The organism is Actinoplanes philippinensis (assembly GCF_900113015.1).
In the GTDB taxonomy this organism is placed as follows: domain Bacteria; phylum Actinomycetota; class Actinomycetes; order Mycobacteriales; family Micromonosporaceae; genus Actinoplanes; species Actinoplanes philippinensis.
In genome coordinates this window covers 1-19,571 of record NZ_FONV01000022.1, presented here as the reverse complement: position 1 = coordinate 19,571, position 19,571 = coordinate 1, and the positions used below count along the sequence as shown (strand labels likewise).

Sequence of the window (19,571 nt, the reverse complement as noted above, 5' to 3'; positions counted from 1 at the left end):
AATCAACGCAGCGTGAGCTGGCGGCCGATCAGGCCCTGCTTGGCGCGGCGGGCAGCGGCGTCCAGCGGCTCGTCGACGGCGAGGATGTCCGAGTAGCGCTTGGCGAAGTCGGCCAGCGCCGCCTCGAACTCGGCGCCCTCCGGCTCACCCGGCACGTCCCACACCGGGACGAGCAGGCCGTGCGCCCGGAACATGCCGGCGAACTTGGTGTCCTCGCCGAGCAGCAGGTCGCCCGCGGCGGACAGCCGGGACAGCGCGTTCAGCGCCTGGTCCTCCGGCTCGCCGAGCACCCAGCGGACGTGGCTCTTGTCCGGGGCGACACGGCACCAGTACGCCGCCTTGGCCGAGGACAGCCGCACGGTCGGGTAGATCGAGGCGTTGGCCCGCTCCAGGGACGCCTTCACGGTGGCGTCCTGCATCTGCTCCGGGTCCAGCCAGTACTCGAAGCCCTCGTGCATGGTGATCTCGAGCGGGCTGTCGACCAGGATGTCCTGCAGGCGCAGGCCCTCGCCGGGCAGGGCGGGCACCGACACCGTGTTGCCGGGCTCCGTCTGCAGTGCGCCCAGGATCGCCACGGCCAGGTCACGGGACACGTCCCCGGACTGGACGTGCCGCTGCAGGCCGATGAAGACCTTCCCGTCGCGGCGGGACATGGCCGGCCACGCCATCGGCAGCACCGTCGACAGGGTGACCGAGCGGTCGCCGTACTCCTCGACGATCTCCGGTTTGAGGGTCAGCGGCGCGGACGCGGCCGGAACCAGCTCGCGCAGAGCGATCCATTCCGTCTCGTCGGCCAGGCCCTCGAACGGGCGGGCGACGAAGATGTCGCGCACCTTCGTCTTCGGTGCGGTTTCGCGGGACTTGCGACGCTTGCTCACGGGGAACCAGGGTAAGCGGTCATTCCCGCGTTGCGGTGACGTGGGCCACCCCAAGTCGCTCCGCCGTGGCTCACGCGCGGGGCAGACGCACCTCGGCGACCGTGCCGCCGCCCTCCCGCGGGCGCAGCGACACCCACCCGTTCTGCCGCTCCACCAGCCGCCTGACCAGGTAGAGGCCGAGCCCGGCGCCGGCGCGGTGGTGCCCCGAGTCGGCCTGCCAGTAGCGGTCGAAGGCGTGCTCCACATGCTCGGGGGCGATCCCCGCGCCCCGATCGGAGACCCGGAACCGCAGCGTGTCGTCGTCGACCCCGGCGCACACCTCGACCGTGGCGTCCGGATCCGAGTACTTCTCGGCGTTGGTGGCCAGCTCGGTGAGGATGGTGGCGATCGAGTCGCGTGACCCGTACGCCTTGGGCAGCCCGTCCGGCAGGTGCGACAGCACCAGACGCTCCCGCAGATCGCCGGGCAGCGTGGCCACCGCCTCCCGCAGCGCCTCCACCAGGTCGAACGGGCCGGCCGGAGCGGCGCCCACCGCGCCGTCCTCCTCGCTCGCCGCGGAGAGCAGCCGGTCCACCAGGCGGGCCAGCTCACCGGCCCGGGCGCCGATCACCCGGACCGCCTCGCGCCGGCCCGGCTCGCCCAGGCTCTCCCAGTGGTTGGTGAGCGTGTCGGCGTATCCCTTGATCACGGTGACCGGGGTGCGCAGCTCGTGGCTGGTGACCGCCACCCACAGGTCACGGTCGGCGTCGGGCTCGGGATCGTCGTGTGCCGGGAGCCCGGTGTCGAGCCCGTAGAGCCGGCCGACCAGACCGGCGAGCAGCCGGAGCACGATCTCGTACTCCTCGGTGGGCTCGGCCGGCAGGCAGACGTGCAGTGAGCCGACCGCCCGGCCGCGGTGGTCGCACCCGACCGCGAGCACATGGGTGGCGTCGACACCCTCGACGAGGTCGGCGACCGGGTCGGGCCCCGGACCCACCCGGCGACCCAGCGCGGGCGCCCACACCCCGGTGGCCACGATGATCCGGCCGTGGTCGGCCGCCGCCTCGACGAAGGCGGCGCCGCTCGCGCCCAGCGACTCCCCGGCCAGAGCGACCAGTTGCTGGAGCACCGACAGGCCCGCCTCGCCGGAGTTGAGGCGACCGAGGATCGCCACCTGACCGCGGGTCAGGGCCGCGAAATCGGGGCGGTCCGGCATGCCTGCGAGTTTGCCTCGCCCGCCCGATTTTCGGCAGACGAACCTGAGCGAATCCTGGCATTGACCGGCGCTCAGTGGTGTACGTCACATCCGATCGAGGTGGTCCAGCACGAATCGGGGACGGTCAGTGATCACACCGTCCACGCGGTGCTCCAGCACCAGACTCAGATCCGCCTCGTCGTTGACCGTCCAGACGTACACCCGATGCCCTGCGGCCCGGAGTGCCGGCAACAGTGACGGACGCGCCCTGATCAACTCGACGCCCGGCCCGGCGGTCCGGGCGCCGAACGGCAGCCGGCCCCGGCCGGCGCCCGGAGGCGCCAGCTCCATCAGATAGACCGTGGGCAGACCGGGCGCCTGGGCCCGGACCCGGCGCAGCGCGAGCGCCGCGAAGGACATCACGGTGACCTGTACGTCATCGTCCGGCTTCGGATCGGCCAGGCCGTGGTGCCGCAGCATCCGGATCAGCCGGCGCTCCACCTCGGCGCCGTAGCGCGACGGGTGTTTCGTCTCGATCAGCAGCCGGACCGGACGACCGGACGACCGCACCGCCTCCAGCAGACGCTCCAGCGTGAGCAACCGGGACAGGTCGGGCAGCTCGGCGTCGGCCGGATAGCCGGGGTGCCACGAGCCGAAGTTCAGCTCGTCGAGCTCGGCCAGCGTCTTGGAGCTGACCCGGCCCCGGCCGTCGCTGGTGCGGTCGAGCTTACTGTCGTGCACACAGACCAGATGCCCGTCACGGGTCAGCCGGACGTCGCACTCCAGGCCGTCGGCGCCCTCCTCGAGAGCGCGAAGGTAGGCGCCGAGCGTGTGCTCGGGCAGCGCGTCGGCTCCACCGCGGTGGGCGAAGACGAGTGGGCGATACCCGGTGGTCACAGCACGCGGGCCGGCTGCCCGTTGTCGGTCACCATGTCCTTGCCGAGAGCCGCCCACGACTGCATGCCGCCGTCGAGGTTGCGCACGTTGTCCCATCCGTTGTTCATCAGATAGGCCACGACCTGGCCGGATCGCCCGCCGGCGCGGCACACGACGACCACCTCGCCGTCGGTGGGCACCTCGGCCATCCGGGCCGGGACCTCCATCATCGGCAGGTGGTGGGCGCCGGGCGCATGGCCGGCCTCCCACTCGTCGGGCTCGCGCACGTCGAGCAGGTAGACGCCGGGGTCGACTTGGTCAGCGGTGACGCTGGGAACCTGAGGTCCGAACACCTGATCAGCGTACGGGGCAGGCTACTTCTCGTTCGCGACGACCTCGGGATGGTCGAGCACGAACTGGCCCAGCTGATCCTTCTTGGCCGCCTGGAACATCTGCAGACTGATCTCCTGGAACTGCTCACGCCCGTTGCCGTTGCTGGAGAACGTGCCGCTGTTGGTCCGCAGCAGCACCATGTCGTTGGCGGCCACGTTCTTGAGGCCCAGCGCGAAGTCGGGCAGTTCGATGTCGCCGATGTCCAGGGTGAAGGCCTTGCCCGCCGACTTGATCAGCGAACTGATCTTGATCGGGTTGGTCATCACGCCACTGTCCGACGCCTTCTTGGCCATCGCCTTGAGCAGCTGCTGCTGGTGACGCTGCCGGTCGTAGTCACCGTTCTTGAGCCCGTAGCGCTGGCGGGCGTAGTCGAGCGCCTCCCAGCCCTCCATCTTCCGGCAGCCGACCTTGTGCACCACCGGCTTCGGGCTCAGGCCCTCCTTCCGGGCGTCGGTGAGGTAGACCGGCTTGCCGTCGATCAGGCCCAGGTGCTTCGAGGTGACCTGCTGGTCGACGCACATGTCCACGCCGCCCAGCTCGTCGATCACACCCTTGAAGCCGTTGAAGTTGATGATCGCGGCGCCGTCGAAGCTGATGCCGGTCATGTTCTTCAGCGTCTTGGCCAGCAGCTGCGCCCCGCCCGCCGCGCCGGCGCCGTTCTGCGCGCCCCAGTAGAACGCCTCGGTCGCCTTGACCGTGCCGCCCTCCCACCTGCTCGGTGCGAAGGCCGGCGTCTCGACCTCGGTGTCCCGCGGGACGGAGATGAGGAAAGCCTGATCGTGGGTGGCCGGGATGTGCAGGATGATGATGGTGTCCGCGTGCAGGGTGTCGTCGGACCAGCTGGCCCGCTTGTCGACGCCCATCAGCAGCAGGTCGATCGCGCCGTCGATGGTGGCGCCGCCGCCCTCCTCGACCGTCTTCTTCGCGTCGCCGGTGAGGTTCTTGACCTCGATCGTCTCGGTGGTCTGGCTGATCAGCATCTTGCCGCCGACCAGACCGCCCCCGCTGGCGATGACGAGCACCGCCCCGGCCGCGGCGGAGAGCCGCGCCCAGAGCGGTGACCGGCGCTTGCGGATCGTCTCGGGGGGTGACGGAGGCACGACAGGAGGCGACGGCCGGTTCGCCGTGACGGTCATGCAGCACTCCAGGGGGAGAGATCGGGGGCTGCATCACCTTACGGACGGCTCATACGCCAGCTGAAGATCTTTCTTGTTTCAAGATGAAGTCATAGCTCTCGGACAGCCGGCGCCTACTTCTTCACCGGGTTGGCCGCGAGCCACTCCGCCATCTTGTCGTCGGCCACCGCCTTGTAGAGGGCCAGCGCCTTCTCCCGGTCGGCGACGACGACCGACTGGCCGTCGATGGTGTCGCTGCCGCTGTTGGGGCTGGTGAGGAAGGTGAGATTCTCGCCACGCAGGTTGCGGAACTGGACCGCCATGTCGGTGAGCGAGAACGTCTCGTCGACCGTGACCGCCTTGGTCACCGAGCCGAGGAAGGCGTCGAGCTTGGTGGGGCTGGTCAGCGTGCCGCTGCTCGCCGCCTTGTCCATGATCGCCTTCAGGAAGTCCTGCTGGTGCTGCATGCGGGCGAAGTCACCCCGGGCGAACTGCTTGCGCTGCCGCACCCAGTCCAGGGCCTGCGCCCCGTTCATGTGCATCATGCCCTTCTTGAACTCGCGGAAGGGCTTGTGGATCGAGGTGATGTCCTGCTCGACCTTGAGGTCGACGCCGCCGAGCGCGTCGGTGACCTCCTTGAAGCCACTGAAGTCGATGGTCATCACGTGGTCGATGCGCACGTCGGTCATGCACTCGACGGTCCGCACGGCGCGCGGGATGCCACCGAAGGCGAACGCGGCGTTGATCTTCGCCCGGCTGCTGGTGCCGCACGGCGCGTTGTCCTCGGTCGGGATGCTCACCCACAGGTCCCGGGGGATCGAGATGAGCTGGGCGGACTTGTGGTCCGCCGGCACGTGCATGAGGATCAGCGTGTCGGCGCGCCACTGGTTCGCCTTGTCCTGCACGGCGTCCGGGTCACGCGAGTCGGTGCCGATCAGCAGGATGTTGAAGGCGCCCTCGACGGCCTTGTTCGGCCGGTCCGCGGTGATCCCGGAGAAGGCGTTGGTCCGCTTCAGATCGTCGTCGAGGCCGGAGAAGTAGCCGTACGCCGAGATGCCCGCGACGATCGCGAGAACCAGGACGATGCCGCCCGCGACGAGGGCGATGCGTCCCCAGCGGGGACGCGGCCGGCGGCCGCCGCCACCGCCGTAGGCGCGGCCGGTGGCACCGGGAGGCCGTGGCCCGCGCGGGCCGGCCGGCTGGAAGTCGTCACCACCGTAGGGCGTGCCGTGCGGGGGCTGACCCCGGTCGGGACGTCCCGGCCCGGGCACGGACGCGCGTCCGGAGGAATTGCCGCTGGGAGAGGTGGTGGCAGACATGTCACCCAGGTTACGTAGTGCCGGGCGTTGATCCGGGCGGTCGCCGCGCCTTCGGCACGAAGGTGGGAGGAGTGACGACACGGACACGGACCGGCGCTGGCGACTGCGCCGGTCCGTGGCACTGCGAGGAAAGCTCAGGTCAGTGCGCTCCGTGGCCGGTCAGGGCCCGGACCTCGAGCTCCGCGTACTTCTCCGGGTCGGTCTCCTTGGAGAGGATCGTGCCGAGCCAGCCGAAGAAGAAGCCGAGCGGGATCGAGATGATGCCCGGGTTGGACAGCGGGAAGAAGTGCCAGTCCGAGTTCGGGAACATGGCAGTGGCCGAGCCGGACACCACCGGCGAGAAGAACACCAGGACCACCGCGGAGATCAGGCCGCCGTAGATGGACCAGAGCGCGCCCGCCGTGTTGAACCGGCGCCAGAACAGGCTGTAGAGGATCGCCGGCAGGTTCGCCGAGGCCGCCACCGCGAACGCGAGCGCCACCAGGAAGGCGACGTTCAGGCTCTGCGCGAAGATCGACAGGGCGATCGAGACCGCGCCGATGAGCAGGGCGGAGTATCGGGCGACCCGGACCTCGTCCCGCTCGGAGGCGTTGCCCCGCTTGATCACGCTGGCGTAGAAGTCGTGCGCGAGGCTCGACGACGAGGCCAGGGTGAGACCGGCGACCACGGCCAGGATGGTGGCGAAGGCGACCGCCGCGATCACGGCCAGCATGATCGCGCCACCCGTCTCGCCACCGAGGTAGTCGAGACCGAGCTTCTGGGCGAGCTGCGGGGCCGCGGTGTTGCCGGCCTTGTCCTGCGCGGTGATCTCCTTGCCACCCACCAGAGCCGCCGCGCCGAAGCCCAGGGCCAGGGTGAACAGGTAGAACGTGCCGATGATGCCGATCGCCCAGAGCACGCTCTTACGCGCGATGCGGCTGGTCGGCACGGTGTAGAAGCGGGTCAGGATGTGCGGCAGGCCGGCGGTGCCGAGGACCAGCGCGAGACCCAGCGAGAGCAGGTCCATCTTGCTGTAGAACGTCTTGGCCGCGTCGCCCGCGGTCTCGACGCCGTAACGCAGGCCCGGCTCCAGGAACGCCGAGCCCTTGCCGGAGCGGGTGGCGGCGTCACCGAGCAGCGCCGACAGGTTGAACTTGTAGTGCGCCAGCACCAGCAGCACCATGATCAGGGCGCCGGTCATCAGCATGAACGCCTTGACGATCTGCACGTAGGTGGTGCCCTTCATGCCACCGACCGTCACGTAGATGATCATCAGGGCGCCGACCAGGATGATCGTGGCGACCTTGGCGGTGTTCGCGTCCATGCCCAGGAACGTGGCGCCCGGCTTGATGCCGAGCAGCAGCGAGACCAGGGCGCCCGCGCCGACCATCTGGGCGATCAGGTAGAAGATCGACACCACGATGGTGGAGACGCTGGCGGCGGTACGGACCGGGCGCTGGCGCATCCGGAAGGCGAGCACGTCGGCCATGGTGAACCGGCCCGAGTTGCGCAGGAACTCGGCGACCAGCAGCAGCGCCACCAGCCAGGCGACCAGGAAGCCGATCGAGTAGAGGAAGCCGTCGTAGCCGTACAGGGCGATGATGCCGGCGATGCCGAGGAACGACGCCGCGGACATGTAGTCGCCGCCGATCGCCATGCCGTTCTGGAAGCCGGAGAACTGCCGGCCGCCGGCGTAGAAGTCGGTGGCCGTCTTGGTCTGGCGGCTGGCCCAGATGGTGATGCCCAGGGTGATCGCCACGAAGACCAGGAACAGCGTGATGGTCAGCGAACGGGAGCCGGCGGCGTCCGCCTCGGCCGCGAGGATCTGCGGTGCCATCAGGCCTTGCCCCCGTCGGTCGTGGTGGCCGCGGCCTCGGCCGCCGGGCCGCTCTCTAGGGTGCTGTGGATCTCGTCGGCCAGCGGGTCGAGCTTCTGGGCCGCGTACCGCGAGTAGTGCCACGCGATCAGGAACGTCGAGACGAACTGGAGGACGCCGAAGATCAGCGCCACGTTGATGTTGCCGATCACCTTGATCGCCATGAAGTCCCGCGCGTACGCGGAGAGCAGGACGTACAGCGAGTACCAGACGATGAACGCGATCGTCGTGGGGAAGATGTAGCTGCGCAGTCGGTGACGTAGTTGAGCGAACTCCTCGGAGCGCTGCACTTCGAGGTATCTCTCGGCGGATGCCGGCACGGGATTCACCACCTTCGTGGGGGATGACTTTCCGGCACCGTACGAAGGAGTGAGCCGTGTCACCGTCCGCCGGTCGGGGTCTGCGCTGAGTGGTGGTCTGACTGCGCTGAGCGGCAGTCAGGCCAACCCGGTGTACCTACCCCGATAGTGGACCAGAGGGGAGCCGCCGGAGCCGGCCCGGACCGTCTCGATCACCCCGTCGAGCAGCATCGCCCACCCGCACGGGCGGCTGTCGGTCAGGGCGCATCCCGCCCAGGTGGTGGCATGGGCGGGCACCGGGCCGTACGCGGTCTGCTCCCACTCGCCCGACGCGAACAACCCGCCCGGCGCCGGGAAGAGGCCCGCGAACCGGTCGGCCAGTTGCCGGTCGTCCGGGGTGAGCGGGGTGACCGCGAACCGGCCGGCCGCCGACGCCGCCTCCCAGAAGTCGCTCTCCTCGTCGATCAGGCCGAGGACCCGGCCGGGCTCGCCGTCGGCGATCATCGCGGAGGACACGGTGAGGCCCGCCGGACCGGGCGCCGTCCACAGCGTCACGGTCGCGGCGAACCGCCCACGCAGGCGCCGCACCTGGGACTTCTCGGTCTCCGGAACAGCGAACGGATCGGTGGAGTGGATGCGGCCACCCGGCTCGTCGGACGTCATCCGATCATTCTCCCGATTACAGATTGCGCATGCCGCTATCCGATTCAATAGATCAACAACTATTTTCGAGGGATGAGCCAGGTGATGCTGCGCCCCGGGGACGTCGTTCACGTCGGCCCGGAGGCGAGCGTCCAGTTCTCCGGCGACCGCGCGCTGACCTTCCGGATCATCCGGGTCGACCCGCGCGCCACCTATGACGGCTGGATCTGGCTGGAGGGTTACGTCCTCGACGCGACCGGCACCGCGCTGCAGCGCCGTCGCATCTTCGTCCGTGAAGTGGGCCTGCGGCGCGGTCAGCCCGGCGCCGGCAACTCGTAACGGATCTCGAACTGCTGACCGGCTTTGATCATGACGGTCACCTCGATCGGCCGGCCCCCGTCGGTGTAGGCGATCCGGAACTGCCGCAGCACCGGGATGTCCCCGGGCAGCTGCAGCGCCAGGAACTCGGCGACCGTGGCCGGCCGGACCGAGACCTGGTCGACGGCGTGCCGCAGCGGATGCCCGAGCGCCGCCAGCACGGCCGGTGAGCCGCCCCGCAGCCGCCGGCTCTCGGCCAGCTCGGTGCCCCGGGCCAGGCCGGCCGGATAGTAGGTCCAGACCAGCTCGGCGGGCTCGCCGTCCAGCACGAGCACCTGGTGCCGGACCGTGACCGGCTCGCCCGCGGCGATGCCGAAGGCCTGCGCCACCTGGGCCGGCGCACCCGTCTCGCCCACGTCGACCAGGTGGGTCACCGCGTCCCGGCCGGGTGTCACCGGCGCCGGCCAGTGGCCGGCGCGCACCACCGCGGGCCGCCGGCCGGTGGGCACCACCGCACGTCCCTTGTGGCCGGTGATCAGGCCCTCCGCCTTGAGGATGGCGAGCGCCCTGGTGACGGTCTGATTGTTGACCGCGTAGCGTCGGGTCAGCTCGGCGGTGCTGGGCAGTCGCTGATCCGGGCCGATGTCGCCGGCGAGGATCAGTGCCCGCAGGTCACCGGCGAGCTGGCGCTGCCGGGATCGATGCCGATCGTCGGGTATCTCGGGGTCGCGCCCGTTCATGAGAGATCATGCTGCCCCATCCTCGCTCGAAAGTGGACGATCCACGGGCTGTCACCGGATTACACATTTTGTGTAATGTCGGGGTGCCGAGTGATGGGAGGCGGACCATCAGCGACGCGTTGCCCCGGGCCGGGGAGGTGCTCCACGTGGGCGCGCCGGCCAGTGTCCAGTTCGCCGGGGCGAGGGCGCTGACCTTCCGGGTCATCCGGGTCGACCCGCGAGTCACGTATGACGGCTGGCTGTGGATCGACGGTTACGTGCTCGGGCCGACCGGTGAGGCGACCGAGCGGCGGGTCATCTTCGTCAAACGCGATGGCCTGCGGCGACTGCGCTGATCAGCGTGGGGTGACGGCGGCCAGCAGCTCGGGCATGCGGCGGTCCAGCATCGTGCCGGCCAGGTGCGCGCCGAGCAGGTAGGCGCCGGCGCCGTAGACCAGTCCGGCCGGCAGGCCCAGCCACGGCCAGAACGACGTCAGCACCAGCACCGGGACACCGGCGATCAGGGCACCGAAGAGCGCGGCCAGACCCGGCAGCGTCTTGCTGAACCCGCCACCCGACGACAGCGAGAACGGGCCGGTCGTGTCCGGCAGGGCGTAGGCGGCGCGCACCGAGATCGGCAGCACCAGCGCCAGGCCCGCGCCGTAGGTGGCGAGCAGTGTCCCGAACTGCGTCGCCATGTCCCCCGGGCGGTCGGTCAGCAGGCCGGTCACCACCGCCACGAGCAGCAGCAACGGCACCGTGAACAGGGCGTGCGCGGCGGCCCGCGAGTGCACCTCCAGGCGTCCCGGAACGCCGGTGGCCAGGTTGGTGGCGTACGCGCTGCCCTCGTACCCGAACTGGTTGGCCAGAGCGATCGGAGCGATGGCGCCGACCACGAACGCCAGCCCGGTGGCACTGCCGTCGCCCCCGGCGAAGGCCGTGGAGATCGGCAGGAAGATGCCGGCCATGCCGAGCGTCACCAGCGCCGCCCGCCGCCGCGTCTCTCGCCACCAGTAGCGGACCTCCCGCGCGGTGAGCGCGCCGAACCGGCTCCGCGGCGACCAGCGGAACAGCAGCTGATCCACCGGCCCGCGAGCGTCGGTGGTCCCCGTCCGGCCGCGCGAGCCACCGGCCGTGCCGACCATCGCCTGCTCCAGCGTGCGACTCCACCACCAGAGCAGACCGCCGACGGCGGCGAGGACGATCAAGACCTTCAGGGGTACGGCCCAAGCCCGGCCCGCGGCGACATCGAGCCCCAGCGTGTACGGGGCGCCGAGCGGCGTCCACCCGGTCACCCGGGCGATCACCTCCACCGAGTCCCAGTCCGCCCGGTTCAGCACCCCCAGCAGGGTCAGCTCCAGCGGCCCGATCGAGGCGGCCACCACCGCGAGCATGATGGTGGCCAGATCACGGGCCCGCCGGGAGCGCAGCGCGGTGGCGAAGGCGCTGATCACCGCCCGGCTGAGCGCCACGCAGAACACCAGCCCCAGGACCACCCCGGCCAGCCCCGCGAGCGCCGCGGCCGGACCGCCGAGCTGGGCCGCCGACGTCACCATGCCGAGCGTGGCGGCGAACGTCGCCAGCGCCGGAAGACCGGCCAGCGCGGCCACGCCCATCCCGGCGATCAGTGTGCGGCGGCGCAGCGGGAGCAGCGCGAACTGTGCCGGATCGAGGGTGTTGTCGACGCCGAAGAAGAGCAGTGGCAGGAACACCCAGCCGAGGATCAGCACCGCCCCGCCGAACGGGAAGAGGATCTCGCCCACCTCCGGCCGGTCCAGCAGGCCGGGCACGGCGAAGATCGTGTGCCCGAGGACCGCGAAGAGACCGGCGGCGATCAGGCCCAGCACGAACATCACGATCCGGGCGGGCCGTCCGCGCAGACCGTTTCCGGTGATCCGCAGCTTCAGCCGGACGAACGGCCACACCCCGACCCGGACCGGCTCGGGGGTCAGAGCCACGCGAGCTCCGACCCGGTGGCCACCCGGCCGCCTACGACCTGCACGAACACGTCCTGCAGCGGCCGCTCGCCGCGCACCTCGGCCAGCGGTCCGCACAACCGGAGCACGCCGTCCGACATGATCGCCACGTGCGAGCAGAGCCGCTCCACCACCTCCAGCACGTGACTGGAGAAGACGACGGTGCCGCCTCCCGACACATACCGCTGGAGGATGTCGCGGATCAGCGCGGCCGACACCGGATCGACCGCCTCGAACGGCTCGTCCAGCACCAGCAGGCGCGGCGCGTGCAGCAGGGCGCAGGCCAGGCCGATCTTCTTCTTCATGCCGGCCGAGTAGTCGACCACCAGGGTGCGGTTGCCGCTGCCGAGCTCCAGCACGTCGAGCAGGTCACGGGACCGCTGGTCGACGACGTCGGCGGGCATGCCGCGCAGCAGGCCGTGATAGGCGAGCAGCTCCGGGCCGCTCAGCCGGTCGAACATGCGCACACCGTCCGGCAGGACCCCGACCAGTGCTTTCGCCTCTGCCGGGGAGTGCCAGACGTCATACCCCAGAAGGACGGCCTGGCCCGCGTCGGGCCGCAGCAGGCCCACCGCCATGGAGAGCGTGGTGGTCTTGCCGGCGCCGTTGGGGCCGAGCAGGCCGAAGAACGAACCGGCCGGCACCTCCAGGCTCACCCCGGAGACCGCCAGCCGTGTGTCGAAGTGTTTGACGAGCCCGCGCAGCGACATCGCCGCCGAACCGCCCTCAGGCGGGCGCTGTGCCGGAACACTCATGAAGAGAACGTATCGGGCCGGCGGGCGGTCCGGAAACCTCCGGACCGCCCGAGCCGATCAACCGACCCGCTCGATGACGGCCCGGCGGATCAGGAACTTGCCGGGCTCCCGGACCTCCTCGAAGGCCGCGTTGTTGAGCAGGATGCAGCTGCCCGAGGTGCTGGCCACCTTGACCGTGATGCTCTTGTTGTTGTCCAGGTTCCGGACCCGCAGCGTCGTGCCGATCGGGAAGGTGCCGCTGGACGCGGCGGGAGCGCCGCCCTCGCCGGAGAGCGTGACGGTCGAGCCGGGGCAGACGACCTGCCCGGCCGCGCCGCCGCCGTTGTTCGCCGGCGGGGTCGTCGCCTGCGCCGGCGGCTTGGTGGCCTGCGCGGGAGGTTTCGTGGCCTGCTGGGCCGGCGGCTTGGTGGTGGCCTGCTGGGCCGGTGGCGCGGCCACGGCCCCGCTGCAGCCGGCCTGCTTCTTCTGCACGTTGATCAGGTCGATCACGGCCTGCCGGTTGGCGACGATGGCCTCGGTCTGCGAGTTCGGGTTGGCGCGCTGGGTGGCGATGAACTCCTGGTTGTTCCGGATCGCCTGATCCATCCCGTCACAGACGGACGAGGCGTTGCTCAGCCCGGTTCCGACGGCGATACCGCCACCGACCACGGCGGCCACGACGAGCCCGATCACGATCTTGCGGTTGCTCCCGGTCCGGCCCGGGCGGCGGTAGGTGCGTCTCATGCCCGTGATTACGAGGACGTCACCGCCTCCGGTCGGGGGTCGAACATTAAAGATCCTTAAATCAGGTTCGGAGCGCCTCGGGGGCGTGCAGGCGCAGCATCGTGGCGCCCACGTCCGGCGGGACCCGGCGGCCGGTGGCCAGGGAGACGGTGACCATCACCAGGAACGCCAGCGGCACCGTCCAGGCGGCCGGCTGGCCGACGACCTCGGCGTGCCAGCCGGACAGCGGCGGGCCCAGGACGGTCAGCAGCACGGCCGCCATCGCCGCGCCCCCGCCGGCGATCAGCCCGGCGATCGCGCCGACGTCGGTGAGCCGCCGCCACCAGATGCCGAGCACGAGCAGCGGGCAGAAGCTCGACGCCGCGACCGCGAAGGCCAGCCCCACCACCCGGGAGACGTCCATGTCGGACACGTAGAGCGCCAGCCCGGTCGGCACCGACGCGGCCAGCAGGGTGGCGATCCGGAAGTCGCGGATCGAGCCGCTGCGGCCGGGGCGCAGCACATCCGTGAAGATCACCCCGGCGACGCTGGTGAGCAGGCCGGACGAGGTGGAGAGGAAGGCGGCCAGCGCGCCCGCGGTGACCAGGGCGCCGAGCAGCCGGCCCAGGTGGCCGTCACCGAGCGCGGCCTCGGGCAGCAGCAGCACCACGGCGTCGGTGTTGCCGGTCATCAGCAGCTGCGGGGTGTAGATCCGGCCGAGCACGCCGTACATGGTCGGGAGCAGGTAGAACAGGCCGACCATGGCCAGCACGACGAGGGTGGTGCGGCGGGCCGAGGCGCCGTCCGGGTTGGTGTAGAACCGCACGAGCACGTGGGGCAGCCCCATGGTCCCGAGGAAGGTGGCCAGGATGAGGGAATACGTGGAGAAGAGGCCACCTTTGTCCGGGAGGAGCCAGTCGTCACCCGACTCGGCGTCCACAGTGCTCACCTCGGGCACCGGCGCTCCGGCGGCGAAGTGCAGCTCCTGCCCCTCCTTCACCGGCCGCACCCCGTCGAGGACCGCGTCCTGCTGGATCACCACCGTCGTCGCGGCCGGGAAGACCGCACCCGGCGGCGGCGTCACCTCGGGCCGGCCGTCGGCCTGCCATTGCAGGATCAGGAAGATGATGGGTACGGCCAGAGCCGTCAGCTTCAGCCAGTACTGGAACGCCTGCACGAAGGTGATGGCCCGCATCCCGCCGAACGCCACGTTCGCCGTCACCACCACGGCGACGACCAGGGCGCCCCAGGCGTACGACCCACCGGTCAGGGTGGCGAACGTGAGGCCCGCTCCCTGCAACTGGGGCAGCATGTAGAGGCAGCCGATGAACAGCACGAACGCGGTCGCCAGCCGGCGCAGGGCGGTCGACCGGAGCCGTACCTGGCAGAAGTCGGGCAGCGTGAAAGCCCCGGAGCGGCGCAGCGGCGCCGCCACGAAGAGCAGCAGCGCCAGATAGCCGGCGGCGAACCCGACCGGATACCAGAGGACGTCGACGCCGTAGCGCAGGACCAGCCCGGCTACACCCAGGAAGGACGCCGCGGACAGGTATTCGCCGCTGATCGCCGCCGCGTTCCAGGACGGGCTCACCGATCGGGAGGCGACCAGGAAGTCCGATGTGGTCCGGGCGAAGCGCAGGCCGTACGCCCCGATCGCGACCGTCAGCAGCACCACCACGACCAGGCCGGGCGCCAGGTACGGGTTCACCGTTCCGGCCTGCGGATGAGCGCCGTGAAGTCCTGCTCGTTGCGTTCCGCCCAGCGCACGTAGAGGGCGCCGATCAGCACCAGGAACGGGAACGACAGCACCCCGAGCAGCAGCCAGGGCAGATGCACCCCGAAGACCTTGACCGCCCCGACGGCCGGCGCGACCGCGAAGAGCAGCGGCAGGGTGCCCAGGGCGGCCGCCACCACCAGGGCGAGCCGCAAGGCGAGGGCCAGTTGCGCGCGCATCAGGCCCTTGACGAGCGCCTCACCGATCGGGGTCTGCTCGGTGAGGTCGGTGCTGCCACGGTCGGCCGCGCCACGCCGGGAGGCGGCGTCGGCGAGCACGACCGTCACGCGTGGGCGCGGGGGCGGATCGTCGACGGCCATGTCCGGCAGTCTGTCCGCCCCCGGCCGAATGTCAAGACCGCCCGAGCATCCGGGAGCAGGCGCCCGGGTCGGCCGGCCGATACCGCGCCACCAGATCGCGGGCGCTCTCCCGCGCCGTGTTGAACTCCCGCCAGTCGTCGGCCGGCATGTCCGCGCCGATCGCGTCCAGCAGACAGGCCCGGGTGGCCGGCTCGTCGAGGCCGGTCAGCGCGGGCACGGCGTCCGGCGAGAGGTCCGCGAGATAACCGGCATCGATCGTCTGGGTACGCTCGAAGCGCTGGACGTGATTCGCCGCGATCAGCCCGTCCGGGTTCGCCGCGGCCAGCCCGAGCAGGGCCAGCACCCCCACCCCGATCGCGACCCGGGGCAGCCACGCCGCACGGATCCGGATGCCGGCGACCAGCACCATCAGCAGCACCAGGCCGAACCAGGCCTCGCAGCAGGCGACCAGCAGCCGCAGCCGGGTCAGGCCGTAGGTCTCGGTGTAGACGTTCATCCGGTGCAGCGCCGAGGCGACGATCACCAGGGTCAGGGCGGCCAGCGCGCCGAGCACCACGCGCAGCAGCATCCGGTCGGCGCGCCCGGTCCGCGGCGCCCAGCGGGCCGCGCCGGCCAGCACCACGAGGGTCAGCGCGGTGACCATGCAGAGCTGCCAGAAGCCGCTGCGGGCGTACTCGGCGTAGGTGAGGCCGTCGGTCTCCACCACGTGCCGGTCGCCTCCGAAGAGGACGGCGAGCTGGATCGTCACGAACGCGGCGAACAGCAGCACCAGCAGGCCGAGCGGGACCGCCCACTCCATCCGGCCGACCTTGCGGCCCTCGGTGCGGTCCAGCCGGCCGGGCGCGGGCGGGGCGGCCCGCAGGTAGGCGGCGGCGGTCAGCAGCGGGGCGGTGACCGCCGAGACGAAGATCCAGCGGATGATCGTGATCGGGCGCAGGTCGGGGATCGCCGCCTCGAAGACCCGGGCGAACGCGGCGTCGGCCGAGACGAAGAGCGCCCCGAAGACGGCGAGCAGCAGGATCGACACCGCCACGGTGGCCAGGACCCGCAGCGCGCTGCCGCTCCGGCTCCGGCCGCGCAGTCGTCCCGCGCCCCGGGCCAGCCAGAGCCCGCCCCGTGTGGCCGCGGCCGGGACCAGCACGTACGTCAGGGCGACCGAGCGCAGCGAGCGGCCGGAGGAGAGGGCCAGCGCGGTGGTCAGGGTGGCGGTCAGCAGGCACAGCACGAAAAGCCAGCCGGCCGCCCGGAACGTGCCGACGGCGAGCAGCGCGACCGTGGCCGCGGCCCAGGCGAACCGGTCCGGGCCGCCGTGGTCGACGCGGGTGGGGACCAGGGCCGGCACCGCCGGTGGCGTGCCGATCACCCGGGCCGCGACCAGGGCGCCGACACCGGCCACCGCGGTGACGAGCCAGCCGAGCCCGGCCCGGTCGAGCGGGACGCTGAGGGCGGCGATCACGGTGGCGGCGAGGACGGCGACGACAGTGGCGGGCGAGGCCGGGCGGCCCGGTCCCGGCCAGTGCCGGCTCCACGGGCTCGCGGCAGGCCACGGTCCGTGTATAAGTCCTATTTGTCCGTTCGTAGGCTGCATGATGGCCAGGGACATGGGTTATCGCTCTCCTCAGACCGCTCGGAGCGGAAGGCGTACCTGGATGTGGCACCCGCGCTGGTCGTCCGGCTCGACCACGGCGATGGTGCCCCGGTGCAGCTGCACCACCCAGCGCGCGATCGCCAGGCCCAGCCCGGTGCCGCCGCCGGTGGCGCGCTCGCCCCGGGTGAAACGCTCGAAGACCCGCTCGCGCTCCTCGACCGGGATGCCGTCGCCCTGATCCACGACGGCCAGCACCACATGATCGTCGTGGCGCTCGGCCCGGACCGTGACGAGACCGCCGGGCGGGCTGTGCCGGGCCGCGTTGTCCAGCAGGTTCGCGAAGACCTGGTGCAGGCGCTCCCGGTCGCCGGGCACCACGAGCCGCGGCGACGCCACCTCGAACCGCACGTCGTGACCGGTGCCGCCGGCGTTCACCGTCGCCTCCCGCGCCACCCGCTCCAGGAAGGCCGGCACGTCGATCGGCTCGCTCCGCATCGGCACCACCCCGGCGTCCAGCCGGGACAGGTCGAGCAGGTCGGTGACCAGGCGGCTGAGCCGCTCGGTCTGGGCCAGGGCGGTCTCCATCGTCTCCGGCTCGGCCGCGGCCACCCCGTCGACGATGTTCTCCAGCAGGCCACGGAGGGCGGTGATCGGCGTACGCAACTCGTGCGACACGTTCGCGATCAGCTCCCGCCGCTGCCGGTCGGAGGCTGCCAGATCCGCCGCCATCTGGTTGAACGCGGTGGCCAGCTCACCGACCTCGTCCTGCGAGCGGGTCCGGATGCGCCGGGTGTAGTCGCCGCGGGCCATCTCCCGGGCCGCGACCGTCATCTCCCGCAGCGGCACCGTCGCCCCGTGCGCCATCACCTGCAACGTGACCAGGCCGAGAGCCGCCGCGATCGCTATCCACAGCAGGTCGACCCGGTAGAAGTCGATGCTCCACAGGAACACCAGCAGACCCACCCCGCCGGCGAACCCCAGAGCCAGGGAGAGCTTCGCCTTGATCGACCGGACCGGGTCGAGCGGCCGGGGCAGCCAGGCGAACAGCGGCGCCACCAGGTTGTGGACGCGCAGGATCAGCCAGTTGCTCACCGGTCCACCTCCAGGGCGTAACCGACCCCGTGGACCGTACGGATGAGGTCCGCCCCCAGCTTGCGCCGCAGACCCTTGATGTGGCTGTCGACCGTACGGGTCCCGGACGTGTCGGCCCAGCCCCACACCTCGGACAGCAGGCGCTCGCGGGGCACGACGGTACGCGGGCGGCCGGCCAGATGGGTCAGCAGATCGAATTCGGTCGGCGTCAGATGCACCTCGACACCGCCGCGCAGCACCCGCCGCTCCGCCTGGTTGATCTCCAGATCGCCGAGTCGCACGCCGGGCGACGGAGCCGGGGCCGCCGCCTTGTCGGCCCGCCGCAGCAGCGCGTGCACCCGGGCCGTGAGCACCCGCATCGAGAACGGCTTGACCATGTAGTCGTCGGCGCCGACCGCGAGGCCCACCAGTTGGTCGGTCTCGTCGTCGCGGGCGGTCAGCATCAGCACCGGCACCCGCTGGTCCTGGATCCGGCGGCACACCTCGAGACCGTCGAAGCCGGGCAGCATGACGTCGAGGATCATCAGGTCCGGCGGGGCCTGGCGGACCGCCGCGACCGCGCTGGGCCCGTCACCGACGACCTGGACCAGGAAGCCCTCGGCACGCAGGCGTACCGCCACCGCGTCCGCGATGGCGCGCTCGTCCTCCACGACGAGAACCCGCCGCTCGACAATCTCCATGCTTCTGGCACCTCTCCGACGACCCTGGTCCCCGGACGGTGCGCCCCCGTGGCTCACCGGCCGGTGGCCAGAAGCCTATTGATCGCCTGCGCAGAGCCGGCGGTGGAGATGTGAACAACCTGTGGAGATGCATCCTGTGAGGGGCCGCGCCCGGGCAGAGCGGCCCGGACCCACGTTGGCACTGATCCGGGAGGCTCGAACCAGCCGGCGCTCCCGGCCTGTGGATAACTCTGTGGACAAGCCTGTGGGGCTGTGGACAACGGTGTGGATTCAGCGAGTCCAGTCGTTTTTTGCGGCTCTGATCAGGCGATCCTTCAGCTCCCGCGTGTGCCGGCGACTCACCGGAAGCTCCACACCGTCCACCGCCACCACATAACCCGAGCCGGTCAGCCGTAGCTCGGTCACCAGGCGTAGCTGCACCAGATACGAGCGGTGGATCCGGACGAAACCCGCGTTGGCCCACCGCTCGGCCAGGGTCGCCAGCGAAACGCGTACCAGATGGGAGGCCTCGCCCGTGTGCAACCGTGCGTAATCGCCCTGCGCCTCCACCCACCGCACCGACGACCGCGGCAGCATGCGGGTCGTGCCGGCCAGCTCCACCGGGATGGCCGGCTCGTCGGCCGGAACGGACGGCGCCGGCGCGGCCCGCAGACCCGCCACCCGGCGCAGTGACTCGGCCAGCCGCTCGGCACGCACCGGCTTGCGCACATAATCGGTCACACCCAGGTCGAAGGCGTCCACAGCGCCGTCGTCGTAGGCGGTCACGAAGACGATCGCCGGTGGCTGGGCGAACCGCCGCAGGATCCGGGCCAGCTCCATGCCGTCCAGGCCGGGCATCCGGATGTCCAGGAACACCGCGTCCACCTCGGTGTCCCGCAGCACCCGCAACGCCTCGGTCGCGTCACCGGCCCGGTGCACGTGCGCCACCCGGCCGTCCGCGTTCAGCAGGTAGGCCAGCTCGTCGAGGGCCGGCGGCTCGTCGTCGACGGCCAGGACCACGAGGCTGCTCATTGGTGCACCCTTGTCTCACTCGAGCTGATGGTGGTTCGAGTGCACCGGTGACCGTCGGGCCATCGCCCTGCTCGCTCGACCTTCGAGG

The 19,571-nt window shown here is 71.2% G+C and carries 21 protein-coding genes; 2 read left to right on the top strand and 19 right to left on the bottom strand.

What is annotated here, in order from left to right; all coding sequences use genetic code 11:
• Window positions 1-2: 2 nt before the first annotated feature.
• From BM290_RS41180 to BM290_RS41140, 9 genes are all read right to left on the bottom strand, one after another.
• Window positions 3-878 (bottom strand): DUF5926 family protein, encoded by an 876-nt coding sequence (locus BM290_RS41180; protein ID WP_093621419.1) that lies wholly within the window; start codon window positions 876-878, stop codon window positions 3-5.
• A 70-nt stretch (window positions 879-948) separates the two neighbouring features.
• The gene (locus BM290_RS41175) at window positions 949-2,073 is read right to left on the bottom strand and encodes a sensor histidine kinase (RefSeq protein ID WP_093621418.1); all 1,125 of its coding nucleotides are present in this window, start codon (window positions 2,071-2,073) and stop codon (window positions 949-951) included.
• Window positions 2,074-2,157: 84 nt separating this feature from the next.
• Window positions 2,158-2,949, bottom strand: coding sequence for a glycerophosphodiester phosphodiesterase (locus BM290_RS41170; protein WP_239143879.1), 792 nt, complete (start codon window positions 2,947-2,949; stop codon window positions 2,158-2,160).
• Window positions 2,946-3,281: a rhodanese-like domain-containing protein gene (locus tag BM290_RS41165; RefSeq protein WP_093621416.1), complete on the bottom strand. Its 336-nt coding sequence runs from the start codon at window positions 3,279-3,281 to the stop codon at window positions 2,946-2,948. The genes BM290_RS41170 and BM290_RS41165 overlap by 4 nt, the downstream gene beginning before the upstream one ends.
• Window positions 3,282-3,302: 21 nt before the next feature.
• Window positions 3,303-4,421 (bottom strand): LCP family protein, encoded by a 1,119-nt coding sequence (locus tag BM290_RS41160; RefSeq protein ID WP_239143878.1) that lies wholly within the window; start codon window positions 4,419-4,421, stop codon window positions 3,303-3,305.
• Window positions 4,422-4,570: 149 nt separating this feature from the next.
• Window positions 4,571-5,755 (bottom strand): LCP family protein, encoded by a 1,185-nt coding sequence (locus BM290_RS41155; RefSeq protein ID WP_093621414.1) that lies wholly within the window; start codon window positions 5,753-5,755, stop codon window positions 4,571-4,573.
• Window positions 5,756-5,894: 139 nt separating this feature from the next.
• Window positions 5,895-7,571 carry a solute symporter family protein gene (locus BM290_RS41150; RefSeq protein WP_093621413.1) on the bottom strand — a complete coding sequence of 559 codons (1,677 nt, stop codon included), beginning with the start codon at window positions 7,569-7,571 and terminating at the stop codon, window positions 5,895-5,897.
• Entirely contained in the window at window positions 7,571-7,930 is a 360-nt protein-coding gene (locus tag BM290_RS41145; RefSeq protein WP_093621483.1) for a DUF485 domain-containing protein, read from the bottom strand. The genes BM290_RS41150 and BM290_RS41145 overlap by 1 nt, the downstream gene beginning before the upstream one ends.
• Window positions 7,931-8,047: 117 nt before the next feature.
• Window positions 8,048-8,572: a flavin reductase family protein gene (locus BM290_RS41140; RefSeq protein WP_093621412.1), complete on the bottom strand. Its 525-nt coding sequence runs from the start codon at window positions 8,570-8,572 to the stop codon at window positions 8,048-8,050.
• Window positions 8,573-8,644: 72 nt separating this feature from the next.
• Here BM290_RS41140 and BM290_RS41135 point away from each other — a divergent pair, with 72 nt between their 5' ends.
• Window positions 8,645-8,890 (top strand): hypothetical protein, encoded by a 246-nt coding sequence (locus BM290_RS41135; protein ID WP_177320112.1) that lies wholly within the window; start codon window positions 8,645-8,647, stop codon window positions 8,888-8,890.
• Here the strand turns inward: BM290_RS41135 and BM290_RS41130 are convergent.
• On the bottom strand, window positions 8,866-9,609 hold the full coding sequence (locus BM290_RS41130; RefSeq protein WP_093621411.1) for a GntR family transcriptional regulator: 744 nt from the start codon (window positions 9,607-9,609) through the stop codon (window positions 8,866-8,868). The two genes, BM290_RS41135 and BM290_RS41130, sit on opposite strands and share 25 nt — an antisense overlap.
• An 83-nt stretch (window positions 9,610-9,692) precedes the next feature.
• On the opposite strand from BM290_RS41130, the gene BM290_RS41125 reads away from it, so the two are divergent.
• Complete coding sequence (locus BM290_RS41125) at window positions 9,693-9,944, top strand: hypothetical protein (RefSeq protein ID WP_239143876.1); 252 nt, start codon at window positions 9,693-9,695, stop codon at window positions 9,942-9,944.
• Here BM290_RS41125 and BM290_RS41120 read toward each other — a convergent pair whose 3' ends face one another.
• The 9 genes from BM290_RS41120 to BM290_RS41080 form a co-directional block, all read right to left on the bottom strand.
• A complete protein-coding gene (locus tag BM290_RS41120) occupies window positions 9,945-11,546 on the bottom strand; it encodes an ABC transporter permease (protein WP_239143875.1) in 1,602 nt (533 codons plus the stop codon).
• The gene (locus BM290_RS41115; protein ID WP_093621410.1) at window positions 11,537-12,319 is read right to left on the bottom strand and encodes an ABC transporter ATP-binding protein; all 783 of its coding nucleotides are present in this window, start codon (window positions 12,317-12,319) and stop codon (window positions 11,537-11,539) included. Before BM290_RS41115 ends, BM290_RS41120 begins: the two co-directional genes overlap by 10 nt.
• Window positions 12,320-12,376: 57 nt before the next feature.
• Complete coding sequence (locus BM290_RS41110) at window positions 12,377-13,042, bottom strand: hypothetical protein (protein ID WP_093621409.1); 666 nt, start codon at window positions 13,040-13,042, stop codon at window positions 12,377-12,379.
• Between the two features lie 61 nt (window positions 13,043-13,103).
• Window positions 13,104-14,726, bottom strand: a complete 1,623-nt coding sequence (locus BM290_RS41105) for a sodium/solute symporter (protein WP_093621408.1) — start codon at window positions 14,724-14,726, stop codon at window positions 13,104-13,106.
• A complete protein-coding gene (locus BM290_RS41100) occupies window positions 14,723-15,112 on the bottom strand; it encodes a DUF485 domain-containing protein (RefSeq protein WP_093621407.1) in 390 nt (129 codons plus the stop codon). The genes BM290_RS41105 and BM290_RS41100 overlap by 4 nt, the downstream gene beginning before the upstream one ends.
• A 31-nt stretch (window positions 15,113-15,143) precedes the next feature.
• Complete coding sequence (locus BM290_RS41095) at window positions 15,144-16,568, bottom strand: DUF4153 domain-containing protein (RefSeq protein ID WP_239143874.1); 1,425 nt, start codon at window positions 16,566-16,568, stop codon at window positions 15,144-15,146.
• Between the two features lie 162 nt (window positions 16,569-16,730).
• Window positions 16,731-17,792 carry a HAMP domain-containing sensor histidine kinase gene (locus BM290_RS41090; RefSeq protein ID WP_239143873.1) on the bottom strand — a complete coding sequence of 354 codons (1,062 nt, stop codon included), beginning with the start codon at window positions 17,790-17,792 and terminating at the stop codon, window positions 16,731-16,733.
• Complete coding sequence (locus BM290_RS41085; protein WP_093621405.1) at window positions 17,789-18,472, bottom strand: response regulator transcription factor; 684 nt, start codon at window positions 18,470-18,472, stop codon at window positions 17,789-17,791. The genes BM290_RS41090 and BM290_RS41085 overlap by 4 nt, the downstream gene beginning before the upstream one ends.
• 270 nt (window positions 18,473-18,742) lie before the next feature.
• Window positions 18,743-19,483, bottom strand: coding sequence for a LytR/AlgR family response regulator transcription factor (locus BM290_RS41080; protein ID WP_093621404.1), 741 nt, complete (start codon window positions 19,481-19,483; stop codon window positions 18,743-18,745).
• Window positions 19,484-19,571 lie beyond the last annotated feature (88 nt).